Annotated in this window: 23 protein-coding genes; 12 read left to right on the top strand and 11 right to left on the bottom strand. The window is 64.7% G+C overall.

The window, feature by feature from the left end:
* The first annotated feature begins 43 nt into the window (after positions 1–43).
* On the top strand, positions 44–2,716 hold the full coding sequence (ppdK, locus tag V6B15_RS06320) for a pyruvate, phosphate dikinase (protein ID WP_334200467.1): 2,673 nt from the start codon (positions 44–46) through the stop codon (positions 2,714–2,716).
* On the opposite strand, the gene V6B15_RS06315 is transcribed toward ppdK, so the two are convergent.
* Positions 2,713–3,471, bottom strand: a complete 759-nt coding sequence (locus V6B15_RS06315; RefSeq protein ID WP_334200466.1) for a methyltransferase domain-containing protein — start codon at positions 3,469–3,471, stop codon at positions 2,713–2,715. The genes ppdK and V6B15_RS06315 overlap by 4 nt on opposite strands.
* Before the next feature lie 55 nt (positions 3,472–3,526).
* Between V6B15_RS06315 and V6B15_RS06310 the strand changes: the two genes are divergently transcribed.
* The 4 genes from V6B15_RS06310 (at position 3,527) to V6B15_RS06295 (ending at position 7,459) form a co-directional block, all read left to right on the top strand.
* Positions 3,527–4,279 carry a ComF family protein gene (locus V6B15_RS06310; protein ID WP_334200465.1) on the top strand — a complete coding sequence of 251 codons (753 nt, stop codon included), beginning with the start codon at positions 3,527–3,529 and terminating at the stop codon, positions 4,277–4,279.
* Between the two features lie 453 nt (positions 4,280–4,732).
* Positions 4,733–5,104, top strand: a complete 372-nt coding sequence (gene hisI, locus V6B15_RS06305) for a phosphoribosyl-AMP cyclohydrolase (RefSeq protein WP_334200464.1) — start codon at positions 4,733–4,735, stop codon at positions 5,102–5,104.
* A 33-nt stretch (positions 5,105–5,137) separates the two neighbouring features.
* Positions 5,138–5,602, top strand: coding sequence for a MerR family transcriptional regulator (locus tag V6B15_RS06300; protein ID WP_253515716.1), 465 nt, complete (start codon positions 5,138–5,140; stop codon positions 5,600–5,602).
* A 51-nt stretch (positions 5,603–5,653) separates the two neighbouring features.
* A complete protein-coding gene (locus V6B15_RS06295) occupies positions 5,654–7,459 on the top strand; it encodes an acyl-CoA dehydrogenase C-terminal domain-containing protein (protein WP_334200463.1) in 1,806 nt (601 codons plus the stop codon).
* 54 nt (positions 7,460–7,513) lie between these two features.
* Here V6B15_RS06295 and V6B15_RS06290 read toward each other — a convergent pair whose 3' ends face one another.
* From V6B15_RS06290 to tyrS, 5 genes are all read right to left on the bottom strand, one after another.
* A complete protein-coding gene (locus V6B15_RS06290; protein WP_334200462.1) occupies positions 7,514–8,209 on the bottom strand; it encodes a dienelactone hydrolase family protein in 696 nt (231 codons plus the stop codon).
* Entirely contained in the window at positions 8,206–9,123 is a 918-nt protein-coding gene (gene cysK, locus V6B15_RS06285) for a cysteine synthase A (RefSeq protein WP_334200461.1), read from the bottom strand. Before cysK ends, V6B15_RS06290 begins: the two co-directional genes overlap by 4 nt.
* Positions 9,120–10,430, bottom strand: a complete 1,311-nt coding sequence (locus V6B15_RS06280) for an MFS transporter (protein WP_320180260.1) — start codon at positions 10,428–10,430, stop codon at positions 9,120–9,122. The genes cysK and V6B15_RS06280 overlap by 4 nt, the downstream gene beginning before the upstream one ends.
* 74 nt (positions 10,431–10,504) lie before the next feature.
* Positions 10,505–10,843, bottom strand: coding sequence for a PilZ domain-containing protein (locus V6B15_RS06275; protein ID WP_334201334.1), 339 nt, complete (start codon positions 10,841–10,843; stop codon positions 10,505–10,507).
* A gap of 135 nt (positions 10,844–10,978) precedes the next feature.
* On the bottom strand, positions 10,979–12,208 hold the full coding sequence (tyrS, locus tag V6B15_RS06270; RefSeq protein WP_334200460.1) for a tyrosine--tRNA ligase: 1,230 nt from the start codon (positions 12,206–12,208) through the stop codon (positions 10,979–10,981).
* A 32-nt stretch (positions 12,209–12,240) separates the two neighbouring features.
* Here tyrS and V6B15_RS06265 point away from each other — a divergent pair, with 32 nt between their 5' ends.
* From V6B15_RS06265 to V6B15_RS06245, 5 genes are all read left to right on the top strand, one after another.
* The gene (locus tag V6B15_RS06265) at positions 12,241–12,783 is read left to right on the top strand and encodes a DOMON-like domain-containing protein (RefSeq protein WP_334200459.1); all 543 of its coding nucleotides are present in this window, start codon (positions 12,241–12,243) and stop codon (positions 12,781–12,783) included.
* A complete protein-coding gene (locus V6B15_RS06260) occupies positions 12,780–13,982 on the top strand; it encodes an exo-beta-N-acetylmuramidase NamZ family protein (protein WP_334200458.1) in 1,203 nt (400 codons plus the stop codon). Before V6B15_RS06265 ends, V6B15_RS06260 begins: the two co-directional genes overlap by 4 nt.
* Complete coding sequence (locus V6B15_RS06255) at positions 13,982–15,436, top strand: tetratricopeptide repeat-containing sulfotransferase family protein (protein WP_334200457.1); 1,455 nt, start codon at positions 13,982–13,984, stop codon at positions 15,434–15,436. Before V6B15_RS06260 ends, V6B15_RS06255 begins: the two co-directional genes overlap by 1 nt.
* 77 nt (positions 15,437–15,513) lie before the next feature.
* Positions 15,514–16,554 carry an aspartyl/asparaginyl beta-hydroxylase domain-containing protein gene (locus V6B15_RS06250; RefSeq protein ID WP_334200456.1) on the top strand — a complete coding sequence of 347 codons (1,041 nt, stop codon included), beginning with the start codon at positions 15,514–15,516 and terminating at the stop codon, positions 16,552–16,554.
* 68 nt (positions 16,555–16,622) lie between these two features.
* Positions 16,623–17,909, top strand: a complete 1,287-nt coding sequence (locus V6B15_RS06245; RefSeq protein ID WP_334200455.1) for a spinster family MFS transporter — start codon at positions 16,623–16,625, stop codon at positions 17,907–17,909.
* On the opposite strand, the gene V6B15_RS06240 is transcribed toward V6B15_RS06245, so the two are convergent.
* Together V6B15_RS06240 and V6B15_RS06235 are read right to left on the bottom strand one after the other, a co-directional pair.
* Positions 17,906–18,739, bottom strand: a complete 834-nt coding sequence (locus V6B15_RS06240) for a DUF817 domain-containing protein (protein WP_334200454.1) — start codon at positions 18,737–18,739, stop codon at positions 17,906–17,908. The genes V6B15_RS06245 and V6B15_RS06240 overlap by 4 nt on opposite strands.
* Before the next feature lies 1 nt (position 18,740).
* Positions 18,741–19,925, bottom strand: a complete 1,185-nt coding sequence (locus V6B15_RS06235; protein WP_334200453.1) for a vWA domain-containing protein — start codon at positions 19,923–19,925, stop codon at positions 18,741–18,743.
* A gap of 125 nt (positions 19,926–20,050) precedes the next feature.
* On the opposite strand from V6B15_RS06235, the gene V6B15_RS06230 reads away from it, so the two are divergent.
* On the top strand, positions 20,051–21,451 hold the full coding sequence (locus tag V6B15_RS06230; RefSeq protein WP_334200452.1) for a methyl-accepting chemotaxis protein: 1,401 nt from the start codon (positions 20,051–20,053) through the stop codon (positions 21,449–21,451).
* A gap of 80 nt (positions 21,452–21,531) precedes the next feature.
* On the opposite strand, the gene V6B15_RS06225 is transcribed toward V6B15_RS06230, so the two are convergent.
* Positions 21,532–22,386: an AAA family ATPase gene (locus tag V6B15_RS06225; protein ID WP_253515678.1), complete on the bottom strand. Its 855-nt coding sequence runs from the start codon at positions 22,384–22,386 to the stop codon at positions 21,532–21,534.
* A 90-nt stretch (positions 22,387–22,476) separates the two neighbouring features.
* On the opposite strand from V6B15_RS06225, the gene V6B15_RS06220 reads away from it, so the two are divergent.
* Positions 22,477–23,694, top strand: a complete 1,218-nt coding sequence (locus V6B15_RS06220; protein WP_334200451.1) for a bifunctional alpha/beta hydrolase/OsmC family protein — start codon at positions 22,477–22,479, stop codon at positions 23,692–23,694.
* Here V6B15_RS06220 and V6B15_RS06215 read toward each other — a convergent pair.
* Positions 23,691–24,821, bottom strand: coding sequence for an alpha/beta hydrolase (locus tag V6B15_RS06215; protein WP_334200450.1), 1,131 nt, complete (start codon positions 24,819–24,821; stop codon positions 23,691–23,693). The two genes, V6B15_RS06220 and V6B15_RS06215, sit on opposite strands and share 4 nt — an antisense overlap.
* A gap of 71 nt (positions 24,822–24,892) precedes the next feature.
* Positions 24,893–26,869: a DNA topoisomerase IV subunit B gene (gene parE, locus V6B15_RS06210; RefSeq protein WP_334200449.1), complete on the bottom strand. Its 1,977-nt coding sequence runs from the start codon at positions 26,867–26,869 to the stop codon at positions 24,893–24,895.
* Positions 26,870–26,905: the final 36 nt, after the last annotated feature.

Raw genomic sequence — 26,905 nt, 5'->3', positions numbered from 1 at the left:
ATGGACCGTGGTCCATGTGGTCCAAGTTGTAGGAATTGCCTTCATGAGTAACGACACGGTCTTCACCTTCGGCGGAAACGCGCCGCATACGAATGCAAGGCAGAAGGACAAGACCGTGACCGGCGGCAAGGGCGCCAACCTCGCCGAAATGGCGAGCATTGGCCTGCCGGTCCCGCCGGGCTTCACCATCGCGACCGAGGAATGCCTCACCTACCTCGCCGGCGGCAGCGACTTCACCGCCAAGCTGCGCAATGATGTCGCCGCCGCGCTGAACCATGTCGAGAAGACCGTGGGCAAGGGCTTTGGCGATGCCGCCGATCCGCTGCTCGTCTCGGTGCGCTCGGGCGCCGCAGTGTCGATGCCCGGCATGATGGATACCGTGCTCAACCTCGGCCTCAATGACGACACGGTGGCCGGGCTGGCGAACACCAGCGGCGACGAACGCTTCGCCTGGGACAGCTACCGCCGCTTCATCCAGATGTATGGCGATGTCGTGCTCGGCGTCGATCACGGCCTGTTCGAGGAAGCGCTCGAAATCGCCAAGGAAGACCAGGGCTATTACGCCGATACCGAGCTGAGCGCCGAAGAATGGAAGGTGCTGATCGCCGAATACAAGGCGATCGTTGAGCGCGAGCTCGGCTCGCCGTTCCCGCAGGACCCGGTCGAGCAGCTATGGGGCGCGATCAGCGCCGTGTTCGACAGCTGGGATACCGAGCGCGCCAAGATCTACCGCCGCCTCAACGACATCCCGCATGACATGGGCACCGCGGTCAATGTGCAGGCGATGGTGTTCGGCAATATGGGTGACACCAGCGCCACCGGCGTCGCTTTCACCCGCGATCCCTCGACCGGCGAGAAGGCCTATTACGGCGAATGGCTGGTCAATGCGCAGGGCGAAGACGTGGTCGCGGGCATCCGCACGCCGCAATACCTCACCAAAGCGCGGCGCGAACTGGCCGGGGCGGACAAGCCGAGCATGGAAGAAGCCATGCCCGAGGCCTTCGCCGAGCTTGCGCGCGTGTTCGACCTGCTCGAACGACACTACACCGACATGCAGGACATCGAATTCACCGTTCAGCAGGGCAAGCTGTGGCTGCTGCAGACGCGCAATGGCAAGCGCACTGCCAAGGCGGCGCTCAAGATGGCGGTCGACATGGTCGGCGAAGGGCTGATCGACGAGAAGACCGCGATCCTGCGCGTCGACCCGATGGCGCTCGACCAGCTGCTCCACCCGACGCTCGATCCCGAAGCGCCGCGCGATGTGCTGACCACCGGCCTGCCGGCCTCGCCCGGCGCGGCCAGCGGCAAGATCGTGCTCGATGCAGACACCGCCGAACTGTGGGCCGGACGCGGCGAGAAGGTCGTGCTGGTGCGGGTCGAGACCAGCCCCGAGGACATTCACGGCATGCATGCCGCCACCGGCATCCTCACCGCGCGCGGCGGGATGACCAGCCACGCGGCCGTGGTTGCGCGCGGCATGGGCCGCCCCTGCGTGTCGGGCGCATCGCAAGTGTCGATCGCGCGCGAAGGCCGCACGCTCACCATCGGCGACCGCGAACTCAAGGAGGGCGATGTCATCACTATCGACGGCGCCAACGGGCAGGTCATGGCGGGCGAAGTCGCCACCATCGAACCCGAACTGGCGGGCGACTTCGGCACGCTGATGGAATGGGCCGACAAGCACCGCCGGATGCGCGTGCGCACCAATGCCGAAACCGAGACCGAATGCCGCATGGCGCGCCAGTTCGGCGCCGAAGGCATCGGCCTGTGCCGCACCGAGCACATGTTCTTCGACGCGGGCCGCATCAGCGCGGTGCGCGAGATGATCCTCGCCGATAGCGAAGCCGGCCGCCGCGCCGCGCTCGACAAGCTGCTGCCCGAACAGCGCAGCGATTTCGTGACCATCTTCGAAGTCATGGCGGGCCTGCCGTGCACGATCCGCCTGCTCGACCCGCCGCTGCACGAATTCCTGCCGCATGGCGATGCCGAGTTCGAAGACCTCGCGCGCGCCACCGGGGTCGATATCGAAAAGCTGCGCCGCCGCGCAGGCGAGCTGCATGAATTCAACCCGATGCTGGGCCATCGCGGCTGCCGGCTCGGGATCACTTATCCCGAGATCTACGAAATGCAGGCGCGCGCCATCTTCGAGGCCGCCTGCCAGGTCGCGAGGGACAGCGGCGATGCGCCGGTGCCCGAAATCATGATCCCGCTGGTCGCCACGCGGCGCGAGCTCGAACTGCTCAAGGATGTCGTCGACCGGGTGGCCAAGGAAGTGTTCACGGCCACCGGCACGACGCTCGAATATCTCGTCGGCACGATGATCGAACTGCCGCGCGCCGCGCTGATGGCGGGCGAAATCGCCGAGGTGGGCGAATTCTTCAGCTTCGGGACCAACGATCTGACGCAGACCACGCTGGGCGTGAGCCGCGACGATGCGGGCCGCTTCCTGACGACCTATGTCGACAAGGGCATCTTCGCGCGCGATCCCTTCGTCAGCCTCGACATCGACGGCGTCGGCCAGCTGGTCGAACTCGCCGCCGAACGCGGGCGCGCGACGCGCGACGGGCTCAAGCTGGGTATCTGCGGCGAACATGGCGGCGACCCGGCGAGCATCGCCTTCTGCGAGAAGACCGGGCTCGATTACGTCAGCGCCTCGCCCTACCGTGTGCCGATTGCGCGGCTCGCGGCGGCGCAGGCCAGCCTGCGCGCGGCTTAGTCCTTCCAGCCGGTAAGGGTCAGGATCTCGAAGCTTTCGAGCACGCGGCCCTTGTCGTTGGCCGCCTTGCGAAAGGCCTGTTCGGCACGTTTCAGCGCGGCCTTCCCCAGCGGGGGCGGGGCACTCGCCAGCGTGCCGCCAAGGCCCTGATCGCGCAAGTCCGACACCAGCCGTTCGAGCGTCCCGAAGGAAACGGTCAGCGAGCGGCTGTCGACCACCTGCCGCTTGAACAGCGCGCGCTGCAGCAGCGCGGAGGCGGCCTGGTTATCGACCAGCGGATGCATCCGTGCAGCCGGCCTGTCGGGTTCGGCGGCGAGCATCGCGCTGCGCAGATGCGGCAGGCTGCCTGCACCCACGATGCTGGCGATCAGCATGCCGTCCTCGCCCAGCGCATTGCGCAGGTGGAGAAGCGCGCCCGGCAGGTCGTTGACCCGGTCGAGCGAGGCGAGGCTGACGATGAGGTCGTAGGGCGCGCCCGCGACCGGCTGTTCCTCGTCGAGCGTGGCGACATCGCGCTCCTCGACCTCAGAGCCTGCGCCGCGCAGCGACAAGGCCAGCGTGCCGGTCCAGTCACCGATCACCAGCACACGCTTGGGTGCCAGGCGGATGAATTCGAGCCGGTCGAGCACGTCCTCGACCATGTCGTCGAGGATATAGCGCGCCGCATCGCGGTGGGCCTGCCGCACCCGGGCGCGGCGCAGGCCGGCAATGCGGCGCTGGCGGGAGAAGATGCGGGGCGGTGCCTGGCTAGCCATCGCGCATCGCCCTGCCGCGCTTGCCAGCCTCGCGCAAGCGGCGCAGCATGCGAAGATGTCCACAAGCCGCCTGCTCGCCGAAAGCTTCGCCCCGGTGCTGGATTTCATCTATCCCCCGCGCTGCCCGGCCTGCGGGTGCGGGGTGGGCGAACAGGGCGGCCTGTGCAGCACTTGCTGGAGTGACCTCGTCATCCCCTCCGAGCCCTGCTGTGCTGCCTGCCAGCGTCCCTTTGGCGATCACGGACCGCAGGCGGGGGCAATCTGCGCGCCCTGCCTTGCCGATCCGCCGGGGCATGACGGGATCGCGGCGGGGACGCTCTATACCGATACCTCGCGCAGGCTGGTGCTCGCCTTCAAGCACGGTCGCCGCATCGCGCTGGCGCCGCTGCTGGCAAAGCTGATCGCCGCGCGGCTGCCTGCCGCGGACAGCGAGCGGGTGATCGTCCCGGTGCCGCTGCATCGCAGCCGCCTGTGGCACCGGGGCTATAACCAGGCGGCGTTGCTCGGGCGGCAATTGCAGAAAATGGGGCACGGCACGATGTGCGTCGATGCCCTGGTGCGGACCAAGCCGACCCCGGCGCTGGGCGGTCTGGGCAAGCGGGCACGGGCCCGCACGCTGCAAGGCGCGATCACGTTGCGGAGCAGCCGGACAGCCAAGGTCAAAGGTGCGGACATCATACTGGTTGACGACGTGCTCACCAGCGGCGCGACCAGTACTGCGTGCGTCAAGGCACTGAAGCGGGGCGGGGCGAGGAGCGTCCAGATCGCCTGCTTCTCCCGCGTGCTCGACGAAGCGCTTCCCTATTAGGCGACAAACGAAACGCCCGGGACCTTGCGATCCCGGGCGCCACGTGACGAATATAACCGGACCTGCCTTGCGACACAGGTGCAGGTCCCTATTAGGCGACAAACGAAACGCCCGGGACCTTGCGATCCCGGGCGCCACGTGACGAATATAACCGGACCTGCCTTGCGACACAGGTGCAGCCCCCCAGCATGCACCTTGGCCCATCCCTCATCGTTACCGGATGCGCCGCGTAAACCCTCTATCGCGGCTGCGAATCCGTTTGACCCCCTGAACCTGGCGCTCTGTTGGCACCGCTGCTCCGGTGGGCAGGCCTCACTTTCGCCTGCGCGGCTGTTTGTTCCCGAAACTGCGCCATCATCAAACAGGCATTTGCAAGAATGTCGGATTTTGGGTCGACTTTGTGGTTATCGTGCAACAAAAGCCGCCCGAGAATGGGATTTGAAAGGTGTCGCAGTGAGTGATCAGGCCGAGCGCGAGGCAGGTACGCGTTTCATGCCCAAGTTCGACGACAAGGGATTGCTGTGCGCAGTCGTCGTCGATCACGCCAGTCGCGCAGTGCTGATGGTGGCCTTCATGGATGCCGAGGCGCTGGCCGCGACGCGCGCCACCGGGCTCGCCCATTTCCACTCGCGTTCGCGCGGCAAGCTTTGGCAGAAGGGCGAAAGTTCGGGCCACGTCCTCGAGGTCGAGGAGATCCTCGTCGATTGCGACCAGGATGCCCTCGTCCTCTCCTGCCGGCCTGCGGGTCCGACCTGTCACACGGGCGCACCGAGCTGCTTTTACCGCCGACTCGAGGGCGATGTTCTCCAATCCGTCAAGACTTGACGCTTACGTAAACGTGGGCGTATGAGTCGGCTCATGACACAGCCGCTGCCCAAGGACTTCCGTGCCGAGAATGGCGATCGCCGCCATGCCGGTGCCCATATCGAACGGCCGGACGAACTGGGCCGCGAACAATATTCGATCTCCGACCTCACCAGCGAATTCGGCTGCACCGCCCGCGCGCTACGTTTCTACGAGGACGAAGGGCTGATCGCGCCTTCGCGGATCGGCCTCACGCGGATCTATTCCAAACGCGATCGTGCGCGGCTCGCATGGATCATGCGCGCCAAGAATGTGGGCTTCTCGCTCACCGAAATTCGCGAAATGATCGATCTCTACGATCTCGGTGACGGCCGCGTCGAGCAGCGCCGCGTCACGGTCGAGAAATGCAAGGCGCATGTCGCCAAGCTGAAAGAACAGCGTGACGATATCGACAGCTCGATCACCGACCTCACCGAATTCATCGAGCATATCGAAACGCTCGATGTCGATCTCGACTGATTTGCCTCCCCGGCGAGATAACCGACAGACCCCAGACCCAAGGACTTACTGATGCCCCGCTATTCCGCGCCTACCCGCGACACTCGCTTCATCATCAACGAGATGCTCGATCTCGCGAGCTACGGGGACCTGCCCGGCTTCGAAATGGCGAGTCCCGATGTCACCGATGCGGTGATCAACGAGGGCGGCAAGTTTTGCGCCGAAGTGCTAGCCCCGCTCAACCAGTCGGGCGACCAGGAAGGCTGCACCCGCCACGAAGACGGTTCGGTCACCACGCCCAAAGGCTTCAAGGAAGCCTTCGACCAGTTCCGCGAAGCGGGCTGGGGCACGCTGTCGCAGCCCGAAGAATTCGGCGGGCAGGGCATGCCGCATGTCCTCGGCTTCGCTTTCGAGGAATTCGTCTCGAGCGCCAACCAGGCCTTCGGCATGTATCCCGGCCTGACCAATGGTGCGGTCTCCGCGCTGCTCGCCAAGGGCAGCCAGGAGCAGAAGGAGAAGTATCTTCCCAAGATGATCTCCAACGAATGGACCGGCACGATGAACCTGACCGAGCCGCATTGCGGCACCGATCTAGGCATGATCCGGACCAAGGCCGAACCGCAGGCCGACGGCAGCTTCGCCATCACCGGCACCAAGATCTTCATCTCCGCCGGCGAACACGACATGGCGGACAACATCATCCACCTCGTGCTGGCCAAGACGCCGGGCGCACCCGACAGCACCAAGGGCATCTCGCTGTTCGTCGTGCCCAAGTTCATCGTCGATGAAGACGGTACGCCGGGCGAGCGCAATGGCGTCGCTTGCGGCTCGATCGAACACAAGATGGGCATCCACGGCAATGCGACCTGCGTGCTCAATTACGATGGTGCCAAGGGCTGGCTCGTCGGCGAGGAGAACAAGGGTCTCGCTGCCATGTTCATCATGATGAACGCGGCGCGTCTCGGCGTCGGTATCCAGGGTCTCAGCCAGGCCGAAGTCGCCTATCAGAACGCGGTTGCCTACGCGCTCGACCGGCGCCAGGGCCGCGCGCTCACCGGCCCGGCCGAGCCCGACGAACAGGCCGATCCGATCTTCGTCCATCCCGACGTGCGCCGCATGCTGATGGACGCCAAGGCCTTTACCGAAGGCATGCGTGCACTGTGCCTGTGGGGCGCGCTGCAGGTCGACCTGACTCACAAGGCCAAGACCGAGGAAGAGCGCGAACAGGCCGACATGCTGATCGGGCTGCTGACCCCGGTCATCAAGGGCTATGGCACCGACAAGGGCTATGAAATCGCCACCAACATGCAGCAGGTCTTCGGCGGCCATGGCTACATCGAGGAATGGGGCATGAGCCAGTTTGTCCGCGATGCCCGGATCGCGCAGATCTACGAAGGTACCAACGGCGTGCAGGCGATGGATCTGTGCGGCCGCAAGCTCGCACAGAAGGGCGGCGCGGCAATCCAGGCCTTCTTCAAGGTGGTCGGTGACGATATCGGTGCCGCCAAGGGCGATGACGATCTCGGCCCGCTGGCCGAAGCGCTCGAAAAGGCGCTCGGCCAGCAGCAGGCGGCGACCATGTGGTTCATGAACAATGCCATGCAGAACCCCAACCACCTCGGTGCGGGCGCGCATCACTACATGCACATGATGGGCATCGTGACGCTGGGCTGGATGTGGCTGCGGATGGCCAAGGTCGCGCAGGCTGCGCTGGCCGCGGGCACCGAGGACAAGGCGTTCTACGAAGCCAAGCTCGCCACGGCGCGCTATTACATGGATCGGTATCTGCCCGATACCGGTGCGCTGCGCCGCAAGCTCGAGGCAGGCAGCGACAGCACGATGGCGCTGGGCGAAGACGCTTTCGCCACCGCCGCCTGATCGTTCTGCGATAGGAAAACGAGGAGGCCCGGACCCCGCGTCCGGGCCTTTTTGCTATCCGCCGAGCACTTCGTTGAAGAGGCTGTGCATCGCCGCCCAGCTCTGGCGGTCGGCACTCGCATCATAGGCGGGATTAACCGCCCCGGTGGGCCGGTGCGGGGCAGTGAAGCCATGCTCGACTCCCGCATAGCTGTGGAAGTGCCAGTCGGCCTTCACCGCGTCCATTTCCTCCCAGAACGCGGTCACCTGGCTACGCGGCACAAGCGCGTCGGCATCGCCGTGGCAGACGAGGATACGCGGCGTGATCGGCTTGTCGGCGGGCAGGGCGGTTTCGAGCAAACCATGAAAGCTGACGACTGCTGCGAGGTCCTGCCCGTCGCGCGCCATTTCGAGCACCGCCATCCCGCCGAGGCAAAACCCGATGGCGAGATGCGGGAGGTCGGGCTCCAGCTGGCGCAGGAGGTCGAGCGTGGCGCGCAGCCGCTGGCGCATGGCCACCGGATCGCTGCGTAACCGGCTCATTGCAGCAAAGGCAGCATCACCGTCTTCGGGTGTCTCCGGACCATAGAAGTCGCCGATCAGGACCGCGTAGCCGGCTTCGACGAGCTCTGCGGCCTTGGCCTCGACGACCGCGGTCGAGTTCATGAAGGTCGGATAGATCGCCACCGCTGCGCGCACCGGGCCTTCCGGGCGCGCATGAAGACCGGCCAGTTCGACCGCGCCGTCGCGATATCCGACCTTCTCCATCATTCGGGCAGGAAGTCGGGCACGGAAAGATACCGCTCGCCGGTATCGTAATTGAAGCCGAGAATGCGCGAATTCGCGGGCATGTCGGCCAGCTTCTGCTTAATCGCGGCGAGCGTGGCGCCGCTGGAGATACCCACCAGCAAGCCTTCCTTGGCCGCGCACTGGCGCGCCATTTCCTTCGCGTCCTCGGGAGCGACCTGGATTGCGCCATCGATCGCCTGCGTGTGCAGGTTCTGCGGCACGAAGCCTGCGCCGATGCCCTGGATCGGGTGCGGGCCGGGCTGGCCGCCGCTGATGACGGGCGAAAGCGTAGGTTCGACCGCATAGGCCTTCATGCCGCTCCAGCTCTGTTTCAGCACTTCGGCGCAGCCGGTCAAGTGGCCGCCGGTGCCGACGCCGGTGATCAGCGCGTCGATCGGTGTATCGGCGAAATCGTCGAGGATTTCCTTCGCGGTGGTGCGCGCATGGACCTTCCAGTTGCTGGCATTGTCGAACTGGCTCGGCATCCACGCGCCCGGCGTCTGTGCGACCAGTTCCTGCGCGCGCTCGATTGCGCCGTTCATGCCTTTTTCCTTGGGGGTCAGGTCAAAACTGGCGCCATAGGCGAGCATCAGCCGGCGCCGCTCGACGCTCATGCTTTCGGGCATGACCAGCACCAGCTTGTAGCCCTTGACCGCGGCAGTCATCGCCAGACCGATTCCGGTATTGCCGCTGGTCGGTTCGACGATCGTGCCGCCGGGCTTGAGCAGGCCCGCTGCCTCCGCATCCTCGATCATGGCGAGACCGATGCGGTCCTTGATCGAACCGCCCGGATTAGCGCGCTCGTTCTTTACCCAGACCTCGTGGTCGGGGAACAGGCGCGACAGGCGGATGTGGGCGGTATCGCCGATCGTGGCGAGGACGGAGTCGGCTTTCATGGCATCTGCTCCTGCAATTTCTCTTCGGGGGGAGTGTCTAACAATTCGTCAGGCGGGTCAAAGGTCCGCGTGGTCCGCAGGACGGGAAAAATACGCGCCCAGACGGCGACGGTCACGATCGCGCCGGCCCCGCCGCCAACCACCGCCAGCGCGGGACCGACAAGGTAGGCCAGGCTGCCGGAGAAGAAATCGCCGAATTCGTTCGAGGCGCTGATGGTCAGCAGGCTGACCGAGGACACCCGCCCGCGCTTGTCGTCGGGCGTGTGCAGCTGGATCAGCGACTGGCGGATATAGACGCTGAACATGTCCGCCGCGCCGATGATGAAGAGCATCGCCAGGCTGAGCGGCATCCAGCGCGAGAGGCCGAACACCATGGTGGCGAGGCCGAAGATCGCCACTGCCCATAGCATCTTGGGGCCGACGTTGGTCTTGAGCGGGCGGAAGCTGAACCACAGCGCGGTAAGCGCCGCGCCGACCGCTGGGGCCATGGCGAGCTGCGCCAACCCTGTCTCGCCAACCTGCAGGATGTCGCGCGCATAAACGGGAAAGAGCGCGGTTGCCCCGGCCAGGAACACCGCGAACAGGTCGAGCGTGATCGCGCCGAGCACCATCTTGTTGCGCACCACGTAGCGCAGGCCCTCGACCATCTGGTGGATGGGGCGCTTGTTGGCCGCGCGCGGGGGCTGCGGCACCTTGCCGATGAAAGACAGCGCGACCAGCGCTGCGGCGAACAGCCCGCAGGCCACGAAATAGGGCAGCGCCGGCAGGATCGCATAGGTATAACCGCCGATCGCGGGCCCCACGATCATGCCGACCTGCCAGGCGATGCTCGACAGTGCGATGGCGTTCGGCAGGATCGCCCTGGGCACGAGATTGGGTGCGAGCGCGGACAGCGCCGGGCCGTTGAACGAGCGGACCACACCGAGCACGATCGCCACCCCGAACAGGGCGGGCAGGGTAAGACTTCCGCTCCAGGTCAGCCACGCCAGCGCGCCCGCACAGCCCAGCTGCGCTATAACGGTCAGCCGCGCCAGATTGCGCCGGTCGAAATGATCCGCCGCCCAGCCCGAAAAGGGCGTCAGCAGGAATAGCGGCACGAATTGCAGCAGCCCGATCAGCGCCAACTGGCCCGATGCGGCGGCGATCCCCAGCCCGCTGTCGCGCGCGATGTTATAGGTCTGCCAACCGATAATCAGCATCATCGCATATTGCGCGAGCGTCATCGACAGGCGGCTGAACCAATAGGCGCGGAAATTCGCTATCCGGAGCGGCGAACTGTCGGGGGAGGGCGCGGCGGTTTCACTCACGCCGGACGCATGGCAGGCCCGCCTTCGGTTGTGAAGACGGGCCTGCTTTTTGTTCTAGTAGAAGCTGTTGCGGCTTAGCGCAGCTTGCGCAGCCGCGGGTTGGGCTGCAGCGTATCGATCATGGCGAGGAAGTCGTCGACGCGGATGATGCGTTCGAACTGGAAGCCCGCACGGTTGTCGCGCACCCAGATACAATAGGCTTCGATCCGGCCGATAACCGGCAGGCGCACGATCACGCGTTCGCCGCGGCCGATGCCGTCGCCATTGTCGACCATGAAGCCGTTGGCGGAGATATTCGCAATATGCAGCCGCACGTCGCCCTTGCCGAAATGCTCGGCAATGACGGGATGGTCGACCGGGTGGCGGGTCATGCGCCGCTGGTCGGTGACGCTCAGTTGTGCTCCGGCAGACATGCTGGCGATCCCTTTGCGGTTGGGGTTGGGGGGAGTGGGGGTATCGGACATCAAAGCTCCTTATGGCGGCAAAAGCCTGCCAATTGGTAAACCGGCCCGGTGCTTCGACGGTAAAAAAGGGCGTTTCGTCGCTGGTTAACAGCGAATAACCGCGTGCTTCTTCTTGCCGAGGCTGAGCTTGGCCTCGGCGTCCGCCGCAAGGCTCACCAGATAGCCCGGATCGGTGACGGTCTCGCCATCGAGCTTGACCGCGCCTTCGGCCAGTTTGCGCTTGGCCTCCCCGTTGGAAGCCGTGAATCCGAGCGCCGTCAGCACGGCCCCGATGCGCATGCCGTCAGGGCCTACATCGAGCGTCGGAAGGTCCGCGCCGGCACCCCCGCCGGCGAAGGTTTCCGCAGCCGTTTGCGCAGCCAGTCTAGCCGCTTCTTCACCCCGAACGAGTGTGGTTACCTGGTTGGCAAGAACTGTCTTCGCCTGGTTGATGTCGGACCCGCCGAGCGCTTCGAGACGGGCGATCTCATCGAGCGGCAGATCGGTGAACAGCCGCAGGAACCGCCCGACATCGCGATCATCGACATTGCGCCAATATTGCCAGAAGTCGTAATTCGGCAGCTGGGCTTCGTTGAGCCATACCGCGCCGGCCGCGGTCTTGCCCATCTTGCCGCCATCGGCGGTGGTCAGCAGCGGGGTCGTGAGGCCGAACAGCTCGCTCCCGTCCATCCGGCGGCCCAGCTCCATGCCGTTGACGATATTGCCCCACTGGTCGCTGCCGCCCATCTGCAACCGCACACCCATTTCCTGCGCCAGATGGCGGAAATCGTAGCCCTGCAGGATCATGTAGTTGAATTCGAGGAAGGTCATCGGCTGCTCGCGCTCGAGCCGCAGGCGCACGGAATCGAAGGTCAGCATCCGGTTGACGGTGAAATGCGTCCCGACCTTCTGCAGCATCTCGATATAGCGAAGCCCGCTCAGCCAGTCGTGATTGTTGACCATCACCGCATCGGTCGGCCCGTCGCCGAAAACGAGCAGGCGCTCGAACACCGTCCGGATCCCGGCGATATTCTCGTCGATCGCGGCATCGGTCAGCATCTTGCGGCTTTCGTCGCGCCCCGTGGGGTCGCCGATCCGCGTGGTCCCGCCGCCCATCAGCACGATCGGCTTGTGCCCTGCCTGCTGCAACCGCCGCAGCATCATGATCTGCACGAGGCTGCCGATATGGAGCGAAGGCGCGGTGGCATCGAAACCGATATAGCCCGGCACGATCTGCTTGGCGGCGAGCGCATCGAGGCCCTCGGCGTCGGTGACCTGGTGGATATAGCCGCGCTCGTCGAGCACGCGCAGGAGATCGGAGGTGTAGTTGCTCATGACGAAGCGCGCGCTAGCAGGTAAGGGGCGGCATGGAAACGTATCGATTGCAGCCCCATCCGGGGCATCCGCCGCGCGCGGTATCAGGGGTCGAAGCCCGCGTCATCGGGCGCGATGACAACTGGCTGCGCCTGCGCTGGCGGATCGAGGGCAGCGGTGAGTTGGTGGTGCCCAAATCCGCGGGCAAGGGGCGCGCCGACGGGCTGTGGCAGACCACCTGCTTCGAGATGTTCCTGCGCCCCGATGGCGGGACCGCCTATTGCGAATTCAACCTGTCTCCATCCGAACGCTGGAACGCCTACGACTTCGCCGCGCGCCGCGACGGGATGGCGGAGCGCCCGATCCCGCGCGAACCGGTCTGCACCATGCGCATGGGTAGCAGTTTCGCGATCTTCGATGCCGCACTGCCTGCCGCCGCCTTGCCGGACACCGGTTGCGCGATGGGTCTCACCTGCGTGATCGAGGAGGCCGGGGGGCACAAAAGCTTCTGGGCGCTGGAGCATCGCGGCGAGCAGCCCGATTTCCACGATCCGGCTTGCTTCACCGCGCGGCTTGCGGCACCGAGCGGCGCATGAAATTCGGCATCGATCGTCTCATCACCGAGGAGGGGTTGCGCGCCCCGCTCGAAGGGCAGCGCGTGGCGCTGGTCGCGCATCCGGCTTCGGTTACCGCCAGTCTCGATCATTCGCTCGACGCGCTGATCGGCCGCGGGATCAGCGTCTCGTCCGCCTTTGGCCCGCAGCACGGGCTGAAGGGCGACAAGCAGGACAATATGGTCGAGACGGTCGATGAGATCGACCCGCATTACGGTATCCCGATCTTCAGCCTCTATGGCGAAGTGCGCCGCCCGACCGCGGAAATGATGGCCAGCGCGGACATCTTCCTGTTCGATCTGCAGGACCTCGGCTGCCGCATCTACACCTTCGTCACCACGCTGCTCTACCTGCTCGAGGAAGCGGCCAAGGCGGGCAAGAGCGTGTGGGTGCTCGACCGGCCCAATCCCGCGGGCGGACCGGTGGAAGGCACCTTGCTGAAACCCGGCCAGGAAAGCTTTGTCGGGGCGGGCCCGATGGTCATGCGCCACGGCCTCACCATGGGCGAAATGGCACGCTGGTTCGTCGCGCATTTCAAGCTCGACGTCGATCTCCAGGTGATCGAGATGAGCGGGTGGAAGCCCGGCAAGGCCCCCGGCTATGGCTGGTCGGACGAACGCGTATGGATCAATCCCAGCCCCAATGCCGCCAGCCTCAACATGGCGCGTGCCTATGCCGGCACGGTGATGCTCGAGGGAACCACGCTGAGCGAGGGCAGGGGGACCACCCGCCCGCTCGAAGTGCTGTTCGGCGCTCCCGATGTCGACGCCAAGGCAGTGCTCGCCGAAATGCACGCACTTGCCCCGGTCTGGATGCGCGGCTGTGCGATCCGCGAATGCTGGTTCGAACCCACCTTCCACAAGCATGTCGGCACGCTGTGCAACGGCCTGATGATCCATGCCGAAGGCAAGTTTTACGATCATTACGCCTTCCAGCCATGGCGCCTGCAGGCGCTGGCGTTCAAGGCGATCCGCAAGCTCTACCCCGACTATCCGCTGTGGCGCGACTTCCCCTATGAATACGAGCTCGACCGGCTGGCGATCGACGTGATAAACGGCGGCCCGGCCCTGCGCGAGTGGGTCGATGACAGCGAAGCCGTGCCCGACGATCTCGACGAACTGGCCGCCGCGGACGAAACAGCCTGGCGCGAAACGATTGCGCCGCATCTGATCTACGGCTGATGGCGGACACGGCCGATGCGCTCGCTCGCAAGGCGGCCGCGCTGTATCGCTCGGCGCGCTATGATGAGGCGCGCGAAGCCTATCGGCACCTGCTCGCGCTTGATCCGGATCGATCCGATGACTGGGTAAACTTCGGCCTGCTGCTCAAACGGCAGGGTGCCTTTCGCGAAGCGCTGGCCGCCTATGACAGTGCCCTGAAACACAAGGTAACCGGGCCCGAAGAGGTCCATCTCAACCGTGCGGTCGTTCTCGCCGATGACCTCGGCGACCCCGCCGCAGCGCATGCGGCGCTCGAAGCGGCGCTCGCAATCCGGCCCGGCTATGTCCCGGCCTTGCTCAATCTCGGCAATCTTCACGAGGATGCGGGTGACCGCGACCGGGCTCGCGCGGTTTACGCGCAGGCGCTGGAGCTCGAACCCGGAAGCGCGCTTGCGCTGATGCGTCTCGCCGAAGTGACCGTGTTCGATGACCCCGCACACCCGCTGATCGAGCGGCTTCGGGGCGCTGCCGCTCGCACCGATCTTGCCCCGCTGGAACGGGCCGACCTGGGGTACGCGCTGGGGCGTGCGCTCGATCAATGCGCGCGTTACGACGAGGCGTTCGCCGCTTATCGCACCGCCAATGAAGGCAGCCGGGCGCTCGCGGCGCATCCCTACGATCCACAAGGGGCGCAGGCCTTTATCGACCGGCTGATAGCGGCCTTTCCCGACGCGGTGGGAACGGAAGCGGGGCCGGAACCTGCGCCCGTCTTCATCTGCGGCATGTTTCGTTCGGGGTCGACGCTGGTGGAGCGCATTCTGGCATCACACAGCCGGGTGACCGCGGGCGGCGAACTGCCGATCCTGCCGCGCATCGTGCGCGAGCAGTTACAGCCCTATCCCGAATCGCTGGTTGGCCGCGACGCCGATTTCTACACCGACCTGAGGCAGCGCTATCTGAAGGGGCTGGGCGAGATGGATCTGCCCACCGCTGGCCTCACCGACAAGCGACCCGACAATTCCCTCCATGTCGGTCTGATCAAACGCATCTTCCCGAAGGCGAAGATCGTGCTCACCCGGCGCAACCCGCTCGACAATTGCCTGTCGATCTACTTCGCGCATCTCGATCCGGCGCTGACCTATGCCGCCGCGCTCGACAGCGCCGCGCATTGGTATCGGCAATATGAGCGTCTGGCGGCGCACTGGCTGGAGCTCTACCCCGATGATGTCCGTGTCGCGGATTACGATGCGCTGGTTAGCGATCCTGAAGCCGAAATCGCCGGGCTTCTCTCGTTCCTCGATCTGGAGTGGGAGGATGCCTGCCTTACCCCGCACCGCGGCACCGCCCAGGTCCGAACCGCAAGCGCGTGGCAGGTGCGCGAGCCGCTCTACACAAGATCGCGGAACCGCTGGCGAAACTATGCAGCCCATCTCGACAATCTCGTTGCCATTTTCGGAGAGCCCGGACGCGCTTGACGTTCGTGTCCCGCTGGGTGACAGTTGTTCACCTGATCAACGTGGGACTGACTATGCCGGTGATACAGCCTCCGAGGATGTCCCCCGCACAAGCCAATTTCCGGCTGGCCCAGGATCAGTATGATTTTCCAGCGCTCATGGCGAAGGGCGACCATCATTACGCTCGCGGCGAATTGCGCGCGGCCGGTTCGTTCTACGGAATGGCGGTCTCGGTCGCGCAGAGCGGGCGTCCGGCGGACGGACGCGAAGCGGCGCGTGCGGCGCAGGCGATGCAGGACATCCAGCAGCAATTCGTGCGGTATCTCGTCACCTCGCTGGCCGAGGCGGGGCACCCGCAGCAGGACTGGCACCCACGCTTCGCCAACTCGCTGGCGATGATGGTGGGTGCAGCCCAGCGCGCGCCGGAATCGCGCTCCTTTCCGGCGATGCCGAATGTCTATTACTACCCCGGCCTGCCGCATGTCGAATTCGCCGATACGCACCAGTTCGAGTGGCGCGAGGCGGTCGAGGCGCGCACCGAGAACATCGCCGAGGAAGCGCGCAAACTGTTGGCCGGATCGGGCACGTTCAAGCCCTATGTCGAGGCCGAGGCCGACCGGCCGCAGGGCGATATGCACGGCATGCTTGGCAATGACGACTGGAGTTCGCTCGATCTGATCGAGAAGGGCGAGCCGGTTGCCGAGCATATTGCCCATGCTCCCGTGGCCTACCAGACGATCACTCGGGAAGTGCCCGTCTGCACCATCTCCAATCGCGCGCCGACGCTGCTGCTCTCGCTGCTCAAGGCGGGCAAGAAAATCCCGCCGCATCACGGCATGCTCAACCCGCGCTATATCTGCCACCTCCCGCTAATCGTCCCAGGCAATGGAGCGCTGCGTCTGGGTTCGCAAAAGCGCGAATGGCGGAAGGGAGAACTCATCGCGTTCGACGATACGATCGAGCACGAGGCGTGGAACAATGCGGGCAAAGACCGCCTCGTCCTGCTGTTCGATGTCTGGCGCCCCGAACTCGAGCCGATCGAACACGCGCAGATCGCCGCGCTGTTCGCCGCCGTGGATAGCGCGGGCCGACCGGACAAGTCCCCAACCGTCTGTTCGATTTTCGACCAACGGCCTTGACGAACTACCCCAAGAAAGGGAGCTTGGCCCAAAGCGACGGGCATACCCGCGCTTCGGGAGAGGTTTGAATGGCGACTGTGGCAGCACGGCAAACGGGTGGATCGGTCAGGGTGACCCTGTGGATCCTGCTGATTGTCTACATCTTCAATTTCATCGATCGGCAGATCGTCAATATCCTTGCCGAACCGATCCGGCTCGAGCTGGGGCTGAGCGATACGCAGATCGGCCTGATGACGGGGCTGGCCTTCGCCCTGTTCTATACCGTGCTCGGCTTGCCGATCGCGCGCTTCTCCGACCGGTCGACGACCAATCGGCCGTGGCTGATCGGCGGGGCGCTGGCGATCTGGTCCGCCATGACCGCGCTCTGCGGCCTGGCGCAGAACTTCGTCCAGCTGCTGCTCGCGCGGATCGGGGTCGGGGTGGGGGAGGCCGGCTGCACGCCGCCCGCGCATTCGCTGATCGCGGATATGGTCGAACCCGCCAAGCGATCCTCCGCGCTCGCCTTCTACGCGCTCGGTATTCCGATCGGTACGCTGCTGGGGATGCTGATCGGCGGGCTGCTTGCCGATTCGGTGGGCTGGCGCAATGCCTTCCTGATCGTGGGCCTGCCGGGGCTGGCGCTCGCAGTGGTCGTTTTCATGTTTCTGAAGGACCCGCGCCGCACCGGCATGATGCAGGGCGGGGCGCAGCAATCGACCGAACAGATGCCGATGAAGACCGCGCTCAAGGCGATGTTCAGTTCGCGCGCTTTTATCCTGCTGGTGGCGGCGGGTTCGGCGGCCGCCTTCCTCGCCTATGGCAAGGTGACCTGGATCACGATTTTCTTCCAGCGCACCCACGGGCTGAGCCCGGGCGAGACCGGGCTGTGGTTCGGCTTGGTCAATGGCGGAGCAGGCATCGCCGGGACCGTGCTCGGCGGCTATATCGCCGATCGCTGGGGTTCGAAGAACCGCCGCCACGTGCTCACTGCCCCCGCGGTGGGCATGGTCGTCACCATTCCCTTCGCCTTGTTCGCCTTCATGAGCGATAACTGGCTGATGGCGCTGTTCCTGCTGATCGTGCCGACGATCTGCAATTCGCTCTATTACGGCCCGACCTATTCGAGCGTGCAGGGGCTGGTGCCGCTGCGCGCCCGTGCGATTGCGGCCGCGGTGCTGCTGTTCTTCCAGAACCTCATCGGGCTTGGCCTCGGACCGCTGTTTTTCGGAATGATGTCCGACCTGTTGCAACCGGCCTATGGCGAGGAAAGCGTGCGCTACGTGCTCTACGGTGCAACCTTCCTCGGGCTGGTGCCGGCGTTCTTCTTCTGGCGCTGTTCGCTACGCCTCAACGAGGAACTCGACCAGAAGGACTAGTCGGGTTCGCGCACCGGGGCGACCAGTTCGACCAGCACGAAGCTGATCAGCATCAGCAGGAACCAGCTGCCGAGCTTGGCGGGGCTGACCATGCGCCAGCCATGCTCCTGCCCGGGATAGGTCCAGGCCTGCGCGAAGGTGCCGATATTCTCCGCCCCCCAGATGAACAGCGCCACCAGTAGGAATCCGACCAGCAGCGGCATCCAGCGATGCACGCGCCAGTTGCGGAAGTGAACGCGCGTGCGTGCGAAGAGCAGGATGGTTGCCGCGAACAGCACCAGGCGGATGTCCGGCAACCAGTGATGCGCGAAGAAATTGACGTAGATCGCCCCCGCCAGAACCCATGTCGCCCAGCGCGGCGGATAGGTGCTGTAGCGAAAGTCGAAGATCCGCCAGACGCGCGCGATATAGCTGCCGACCGCGGCGTACATGAACCCCGAAAACAGCGGCACCGCGCCGATATGGAGCACGCTTGCCTCGGGATAGATCCACGATCCCGCGGCGGTCTTGAACAGCTCCATCACCGTGCCGACGACATGGAAGATCAGGATGACCTTGGCCTCCGCCCAGGTCTCGAGCCGGAAGGCCAGCATCGCCCCCTGGATCGCCAGCGCTGCCAGCGTCAGGAAATCATAGCGATGTAGCAGCGCATCTTCGGGATAGAAGAAATGCGTGCCGAGCAGCAGCGGGAGCAGCATCCCGCCGAACAGGCACGCCCAGGCCTGTTTGAAACCGAACAGCAGGAATTCGTACAGCCACAGCCGCCAACCGGAACCCGGATCGTAGCTTTCGAGCCGCGCGCGAACCGCGGCGAACCGCGAATGGCGCAAATCAGGCCCCGGTCTTGCGGCTCAGCTCGCGCATCGCATCGTCGAGCCCGTCGAGCGTCAGCGGATACATCCGGTCGTTGACCAGCTGCTTCATCACCTTGGTCGATTGCGAATAGGACCACTGCTTCTCGGGCACCGGATTGAGCCAGACGGTCGCGGGATAGGTATTGGTCACGCGCTGCATCCAGGTTGCGCCCGCTTCCTCGTTCATATGCTCGACGCTGCCGCCCGGATGCGTGATCTCGTAGGGGCTCATCGCGGCGTCGCCGACGAACACGATCTTGTAGTCATGCCCGTATTTGTGAAGCACGTCCCAGGTCTTGGTGCGTTCCTGCCAGCGGCGGCGGTTGTCCTTCCACACACCTTCATAAAGGCAGTTGTGGAAGTAGAAGAATTCGAGGTTCTTGAACTCCGCCGTCGCCGCGCTGAACAGTTCCTCGGTGACCTTGATGAACGGATCCATCGACCCGCCGACATCGAGGAACAGCAACAGCTTGACCGCATTGTGCCGTTCGGGCCGCATCTGAATGTCGAGCCAGCCCTGCTTGGCGGTGCCGTCGATCGTTGCATCGAGGTCGAGCTCGTCGGCAGCACCTTCGCGCGCAAACCGGCGCAGGCGGCGCAGCGCCATCTTGATGTTGCGCGTGCCCAGTTCCTTGGTGTTGTCGAGGTTCTTGAACTCGCGCTTGTCCCACACCTTCACCGCACGCTTGTGCTTGCTTTCGCCGCCGATCCGCACGCCTTCGGGATTGTAGCCCGAATTGCCGAAGGGCGAGGTTCCCCCGGTGCCGATCCATTTGTTGCCGCCCTGGTGGCGCTTTTCCTGCTCCTCGAGGCGCTTCTTGAGCGTCTCCATGATCTCGTCCCAGTCGCCCAGGCTCTTGATCTTTTCCATCTCTTCTTCGGAGAGGAATTTCTCCGCCACCGACTTTAGCCAATCCTCCGGAATCTCCACCGGGTTCTGGCCGTAATCGGTCAGTATGCCCTTGAAGACCTTCTGGAATACCTGGTCGAACCGGTCGAGCAGGCCTTCGTCTTTCACGAAGGTCGCCCGGCTGAGATAATAGAACGCCTCGGGCGATTGCTCGATCACGTCGCGGTCGAGCGCCTCGATCAGCGTGAGGTGTTCCTTGAAGCTTGCGGAAATGCCCGCAGAGCGAAGCTCGTCGACGAAATTGAAGAACATGGCCGGCAGCCTAGCGCGTGCGTTTGCGCCGCACCAGTTACTTATCGCGCGTATTTTTTAACTGCCCACTAACCAACGCGGCGTAAGCTACGCAGAACAAGACCAAAAAGGGGGTCACACAGGCAATGGAACTCAGCGCGATCGATGCCAGGGGGGCGTCGGCTCTGGACCAGATACCGGCAGCTTGCGGCAAGGTAACCGTGGGCTGTTCGGACGTGGCGGGGATCGTCCAGGGGGTCATCGATTCCTTCGGTCACCTGCGCAGCGAATATGTCGAGCTGCAGGGCACTGTCACCGCGCTCGATGAAGACCAGCGCAAGGTCCTCGAAGCCAGCGACGAGGCCCGGCTGCTGTCCGAACGCGCGATCGAGCGGCTCAACGACGGGTCGATGCTGATCAGCAATTCGCTGAACGAAATCGGCAACCTCCTCAGCCTCGTCGAAACGCTGTCGCAGCACGTCACCGGTTTCGCCGCGGCGATGGACCAGGTGCGCCGGTCGAGCCAGGAAATCGACCAGATTGCCGAGACCACCAATATCCTTGCACTCAATGCGACGATCGAGGCGATGCGCGCGGGCGAGCAGGGCCGCACCTTTGCGGTGGTCGCCAATGAAGTGAAGACGCTCGCCAGCGAAACGCGCAAGGCGACCGAGGAAATCGGCCGCACCATCGACACGCTCGGCAATGAAGCCGAACAGGTAATTGAGAAGATCGAAAGCGGCGCCCAGGCAAGTGTCCATGCGAAGGATTCGGTCGGCTCGATCGAGGATACGATGCGCAGCGTGACCGAATTGCTGACCGAGGTCGACGGCCAGCAGGATCTGATCGCGCGCAACACCGCCAAGATTTCGGACCATGTCCACCGCGTGCAGGACGTGCTCGGCGATTTCGACGGCGCGGTCAGCGACAATGAGAACAAGCTGGCGACCGCGCATGACCGGATGGAAGGGCTCGAACTGATCGCCAGCGACATGTTCGACAAGCTGGTCAAGGCCGGCCTGTCCCCGCAGGACAGCGTCATGGTCGAGAAGGCGCAGGGTCATGCCGCACAGGTCGTCGCGGCGGCCGAAGCCGCGATCGCCGCGGGCGAGCTGACCATGGAGCAATTGTTCGACCGCGACTACCGCGAGGTACCCGGCACCAACCCGCAGCTTTACCGTACCGGGCTAAGCGATTGGGCCGATGCCAATTGGCGCCCGATCAATGACGCGGTGAGCAGCGAAGGCCGCCCGGTGATCATGTGTTCGCAATCGGACACCAACGGGTTCCTGCCGACACATGTCAGCGAACATTCGCGCCCGCCGACCGGCGATCTGGCGCATGACACGCAGCACTGCCGCAATGGCCGCATCATGCTCTACGCGATCGACAAGACCGCCAAGACGCAGACCGAACCCTATATGATGGCGGTCTATCGCCAAGAAGGCGACGGCAAGAACTATCTCGTCGTGCGCAATGTCTATGTGCCGCTGGTCATCAACGGCCGCCGCTGGGGCGATTTCGAACTGGCCTACAGCCTGGACTAATCCGCGAGCGGATAATGAAAAAGGGGCGCGAACCGAATGTGGTTCGCGCCCCTGTTCGTTGTTCCTTTGGGAGGAGAGCGTCAGCTCTGCCGGCGCGCCATGAAGGCGAGGCGTTCGAACATCATCACGTCCTGCTCGTTCTTGAGCAAGGCGCCATGCAGCGGCGGGATCGCGGCGTTGGGATTGGCATCCTGCAGCACTTCGATCGGCATGTCCTCATTGAGCAGCAGCTTGAGCCAGTCGAGCAGCTCGCTGGTCGAGGGCTTCTTCTTCAGGCCCGGCACGTCGCGGATTTCGTAGAAGATTTCCATTGCCTTGGTGACCAGCGTCTTCTGGATGCCGGGGAAGTGCACCTCGATGATCTCGCGCATCGTCTCGGTGTCGGGGAACTTGATATAGTGGAAGAAGCAGCGGCGCAGGAAGGCGTCGGGCAGTTCCTTCTCGTTGTTCGAGGTGATGACCACGATCGGGCGTTCCTTCGCCTCGATCCGCTCATGCGTCTCATAGACATCGAAGCTCATGCGATCGAGTTCCTGCAACAGGTCGTTCGGAAACTCGATGTCGGCCTTGTCGATCTCGTCGATCAGCAGCACGGGCAGCTGTTCGGCGGTGAACGCCTCCCACAATTTGCCGCGCCGGATGTAGTTCGAGATGTCATGGACGCGCTCGTCGCCCAGCTGGCCGTCGCGCAGGCGGGCCACCGCGTCATATTCATACAGGCCCTGCTGCGCCTTGGTGGTCGATTTGACGTTCCACTCGATCAGCGGCGCGTCGAGCGCCTTGGAAATCTCGTGCGCCAGAACCGTCTTGCCCGTGCCCGGTTCGCCCTTGACCAGCAGCGGACGCCGCAGCGTGACCGCTGCATTGACTGCGACCTTCAGGTCTTCGGTGGCGATATAGGCCTGCGTGCCTTCAAAACGGGTCGGTTCTGTCATCGGTTTTCCCTTGCAACTTTACGTTAGCGTTAGGGACCGGGCACCGCTCGTGCAAGGGTGCGTTATCGCTTCAGACGCGAGGAAGAAATCATGCCGACCGAAAAGATCACTATCGCCACCGATGCAGGCCACGAACTGACCGGTTCGCTCGAACTGCCCACCGGGCTGGTGCGTGGGGCGGCGCTGTTCGCGCATTGCTTCACTTGCACCAAGCAGAGCCGCGCGGCGGTCAGCGTGGCGCGTGCGCTGGCGCAGGAAGGCATCGCCTGCCTGCGGTTCGACTTCACCGGGCTGGGCGGGAGCGATGGCGAATTCGGGCGCGCGGGTTTCGCCACCGATGTCGCCGATCTGGTTGCGGCAGCGGAAGAACTGCTGGTGCGTTTTGCGCAGCCGATCCTGCTGGTCGGACACAGCCTCGGCGGTGCGGCGGTGCTGGCGGCGGCCGATGATCTGGGTTTCGACAAGGTCGCCGCGATCGCCACCATCGGCGCGCCCAGCGATGTGCCGCATGTGCTCCAGCGGATCGACGGCGATCTCGAGGCGATTCGCAAGGAAGGCGAGGGCGAGGTCACGATCGGCGGACGCGATTTCGCGCTCAGCCGCGATTTCCTCGAACGGGTCGAGAATATCGATCTGCTGGAGGAGGTTGGGCGACTGAAGCGCCCGCTGCTGTTCCTCCATTCCCCCACCGATGCGATCGTCGGGATCGAGAACGCCAGCGCGCTGTTCCGCGCTGCCAAACATCCCAAGAGTTTCGTCAGCCTCGAGGGCGCAGACCATTTGCTGCTCGACGAGGCCGATGCGCGTTTTGCCGCCAGCATGATCGCCGCCTGGGCCAGCCGGTATCTCCCGCTTCGCGACGACTGGCCGATGCCCGCCAAGGGCGTCGTGGTGAAAACCGGCCATGGCAAGTTCGGCACCGAGGTCCACACCCGCACCCACCGTTTCATCGCCGACGAGCCCAAGAGCTATGGCGGCGACGACAGCGGGCCGACGCCGTACGATCTGCTCAACGCCGCGCTCGGCACTTGCACCGCGATGACGATGAAGATGTATGCCGATGGCAAGGGCTGGCCGCTCGAGGGGGCGACGGTCGAGGTGACGCATGAGCGCAAGCACCAGGAAGAGTGCGATCATGTCGAGGCGATGGAGGAGGGGCGCCCGATGCAGGCGCTGGTCCGCCGGATCGAACTGCATGGCGACAAGCTCTCCGACGACCAGCGCAGCCGGATCATCGCCATCGCCGACAAGTGCCCGGTGCACCGGACGCTGGAAAGCGATCTCCACGTGCATACCACCGGGGTCTAGGCGGGACAGTCGTCCCGCTGCGCGGCGTAGGATGCGTGGGTGAGGCGGTAGCCCGTGCGGCCCCCACGCGGCGCCACCGTTTCGCGCCACGGGGTGGGTTCGCCATTCAGTACCGCCGCCAGATCGGCACGGCCGACGCAGGTATCGAACACGTCGGCATGCCGCAGCCCGCCCTCGGCTACCGCGGCCGAGGTATCCACCATGCTCAATCCCGGCAGGTCCGGGCCGAGGTGGCAATTGCCGTCACGGCCCAGGCGGCGCTCCGCATAGTCGACCGAATAGCTGCAATCCGAGCTGCCGAGCCGGCTGTATCCGTGGAGCGAGCGCGAGGTTCGCAGCGCGAGGTCTTCCTGTGAGGAATAGATCGTCACCGAACGCCCGCCCTTCAGCAGTTCGGTAATCGAACCATCGTCGCGCAGGACCTGGTGGCGGTCGATATCGGGCGACACGAGGATCAGCCGGTGCACATGCCCGGCCTTGTCGGGCTTGGCGAGATTGAGCCGCCCGATCGCCCCGACCAGCGCGCGCCCTCCCATACTGTGTGCCACCAGCGTGATGTTGTCGCTCTTCTCGACCAGCGTCAGCAGCAGGCTGTCGATATAGCCCTGCGACCAGGCGATGCTCGACGCATCGTAGAGATAGCTGAGATAGCGTTTGCGAGAGGGCCACACCACCGACACCGTCGGGACCGAAAAGGCATTGAGGTTGCGCACCGTGACCGTGCGATCGAGCGCATCGTCGAAATCGCTGCGGTAGCCGTGGATATAGAGCAGCACGCGGTTCTCGTTCCCGGGTTGCTCGATCTGGTCGCTCAGCGCGGCCAGCCATTGGTCTTCGGCCAGCAGCTTGGCGCGGTGCGCGTCCGATGGCTCTTCACCGTGGTCGGACGGTGTGACGAAGCCGTAGGACAGCTCGTCCGAGCGGAAGATGGCGAATTGGAGCGAATCCTCACGGCAGTCGGCCATATTGCTGGCCATGAAGAAGACATCGCTTGGCGCGACGTCCCCCGGTGCGCCGAACTGGCCCCCGCAATCGCTCGCCAGCAGCGACAGGCTGGGCGAGGGGAGGCTGCACGCACCGAGCAATCCGGCGGCCACGGTCAGCAGTCCCAAGGCGATCCTGTTCATCGGCTGTCTCCCGCGGTGCAGGGGGACACTACAGCCCAACCGCTATCGATCCAAGGCGTTCGGCACAGCCGTCACGCGTCGATCATCTCGCGGTCCATGTCGCCGGCATTGTTCTGGATGAAGTTGAACCGGTGTTCGGGATTGCGGCCCATCAGCTGGTCGACCAGTTCCTTGACCTTCGCGCGGTCCTCGAACTCGGGCGGGAGCGTGATCCGGATGAGGCTGCGGGTCGCCGGGTTCATCGTGGTTTCGCGCAGCTGTGCGGGGTTCATCTCGCCCAGGCCCTTGAAGCGGCCGACATCGACCTTCTTGCCCTTGAACACGGTGGCTTCAAGCTCGGCACGGTGCGCGTCGTCGCGGGCATAGCGGCTCTCCTTGCCCGCGGTCAGGCGGTAGAGCGGGGGCTGCGCGAGGTAGAGGTGTCCGCCGCGCACCACCTCGGTCATCTCCTGGAAGAAGAACGTCATCAGCAGCGTCGCGATATGCGCGCCGTCGACATCGGCATCGGTCATGATGATGATGCGGTCGTAGCGCAGGTTCTCGGGGTCGCAATCTTTGCGCGTGCCGCAGCCCATGGCGAGCGTGAGGTCGGCGATTTCGCTATTTGCGCGGATCTTGTCGGCGGTGGCACTGGCGACGTTGAGGATCTTGCCGCGGATCGGCAGGATCGCCTGGCTCTTGCGCGCGCGCGCCTGCTTGGCGCTGCCACCCGCCGAATCGCCTTCGACGATGAACAGTTCGGTTTCCGCCTCGCCTTCGCCCGAACAATCGGTGAGCTTGCCCGGCAGGCGCAGCTTCTTGGCATTGGTCGCGGTCTTGCGCTTGATCTCGCGTTCCTGCTTCCTGCGCAGCCGCTCGTCCATCCGCTCCATCACCTGGCCAAGCAGCGCCTTGCCGCGGTCCATATTATCCGCGAGAAAATGGTCGAAATGGTCGCGCACCGCATTCTCGACGAGCCGCGCGGCTTCGGGCGAGGTCAGCCGGTCCTTGGTCTGCGACTGGAACTGCGGATCGCGGATGAAGACGCTGAGCATGACCTCGGCGCCGACCATCACGTCGTCGGCAGTCAGTTCTTTCGCCTTTTTCACCCCCGTCAGTTCGGCGAAAGCGCGCAGGCCCTTGGTCAGCGCCGCGCGCAGGCCCTGCTCATGCGTCCCGCCATCGGGCGTCGGCACGGTGTTGCAATACCAGCTCGTCGAACCGTCCGAATAGAGCGGCCAGGCAATCGCCCATTCGACGCGCCCGGCCTCATCGGGAAAATCCTGGCTGCCGGCAAAGGGCTCCGCGGTGACGCATTCGCGCGACCCGATCTGCTCGGCCAGATGATCGGCAAGGCCGCCGGGGAATTTGAACACCGCTTCGGTGGGGACCTCATCACTCGCGAGGCTGTCCGCGCATTTCCAGCGGATTTCGACCCCGGCGAAGAGATAGGCCTTCGACCGCGCCAGTTTGAACAACCGCTTGGGGCTGAACTGGCGGTCGCCGAAAATTTCGGTGTCGGGGACGAAGCTGACCGTGGTGCCGCGGCGATTGGGCGTCGGGCCGAGTTGTTCGAGCGGGCCAAGCGTCTGCCCCTTGGCAAAGCTCTGCGCGAACAGCTGCTTGTCGCGCGCCACTTCGACCCGCGTATCGCTCGACAGCGCGTTCACCACCGAGATGCCGACACCGTGCAGGCCGCCGCTGGTGGCGTAGGCCTTGCCCGAGAACTTGCCGCCCGAATGCAACGTGGAGAGGATGACCTCGAGCGTGGACTTGCCCGGAAACTTGGGATGCTCGTCCACCGGCATGCCGCGGCCGTTATCCGCGATGGTGATGCGGTTGCCTTCCTCGAGCCGCACCTCGATCCGCGTGGCATGGCCCGCGACCGCCTCGTCCATCGAGTTGTCGAGCACTTCGGCAACCAGATGATGGAGCGCGCGGTCGTCGGTCCCGCCGATATACATGCCGGGGCGGCGCCGCACCGGCTCGAGCCCTTCGAGGACCTCGATCGAGGAAGCGTCATAGTCGCCGCTGGAGGTCGGCGTGTTTTCGAACAGATCGTCGGACATGCAGGTGCTATATCGTGCGGTTTCCCGCCGCTACAA

The organism is Qipengyuania sp. Mu-71, from assembly GCF_036867055.1.
Taxonomy (GTDB): Bacteria; Pseudomonadota; Alphaproteobacteria; order Sphingomonadales; family Sphingomonadaceae; genus Qipengyuania; species Qipengyuania profunda.
Note: the sequence above shows the minus strand (reverse complement) of the source record. Positions and strands in the feature narration are given on the sequence as shown.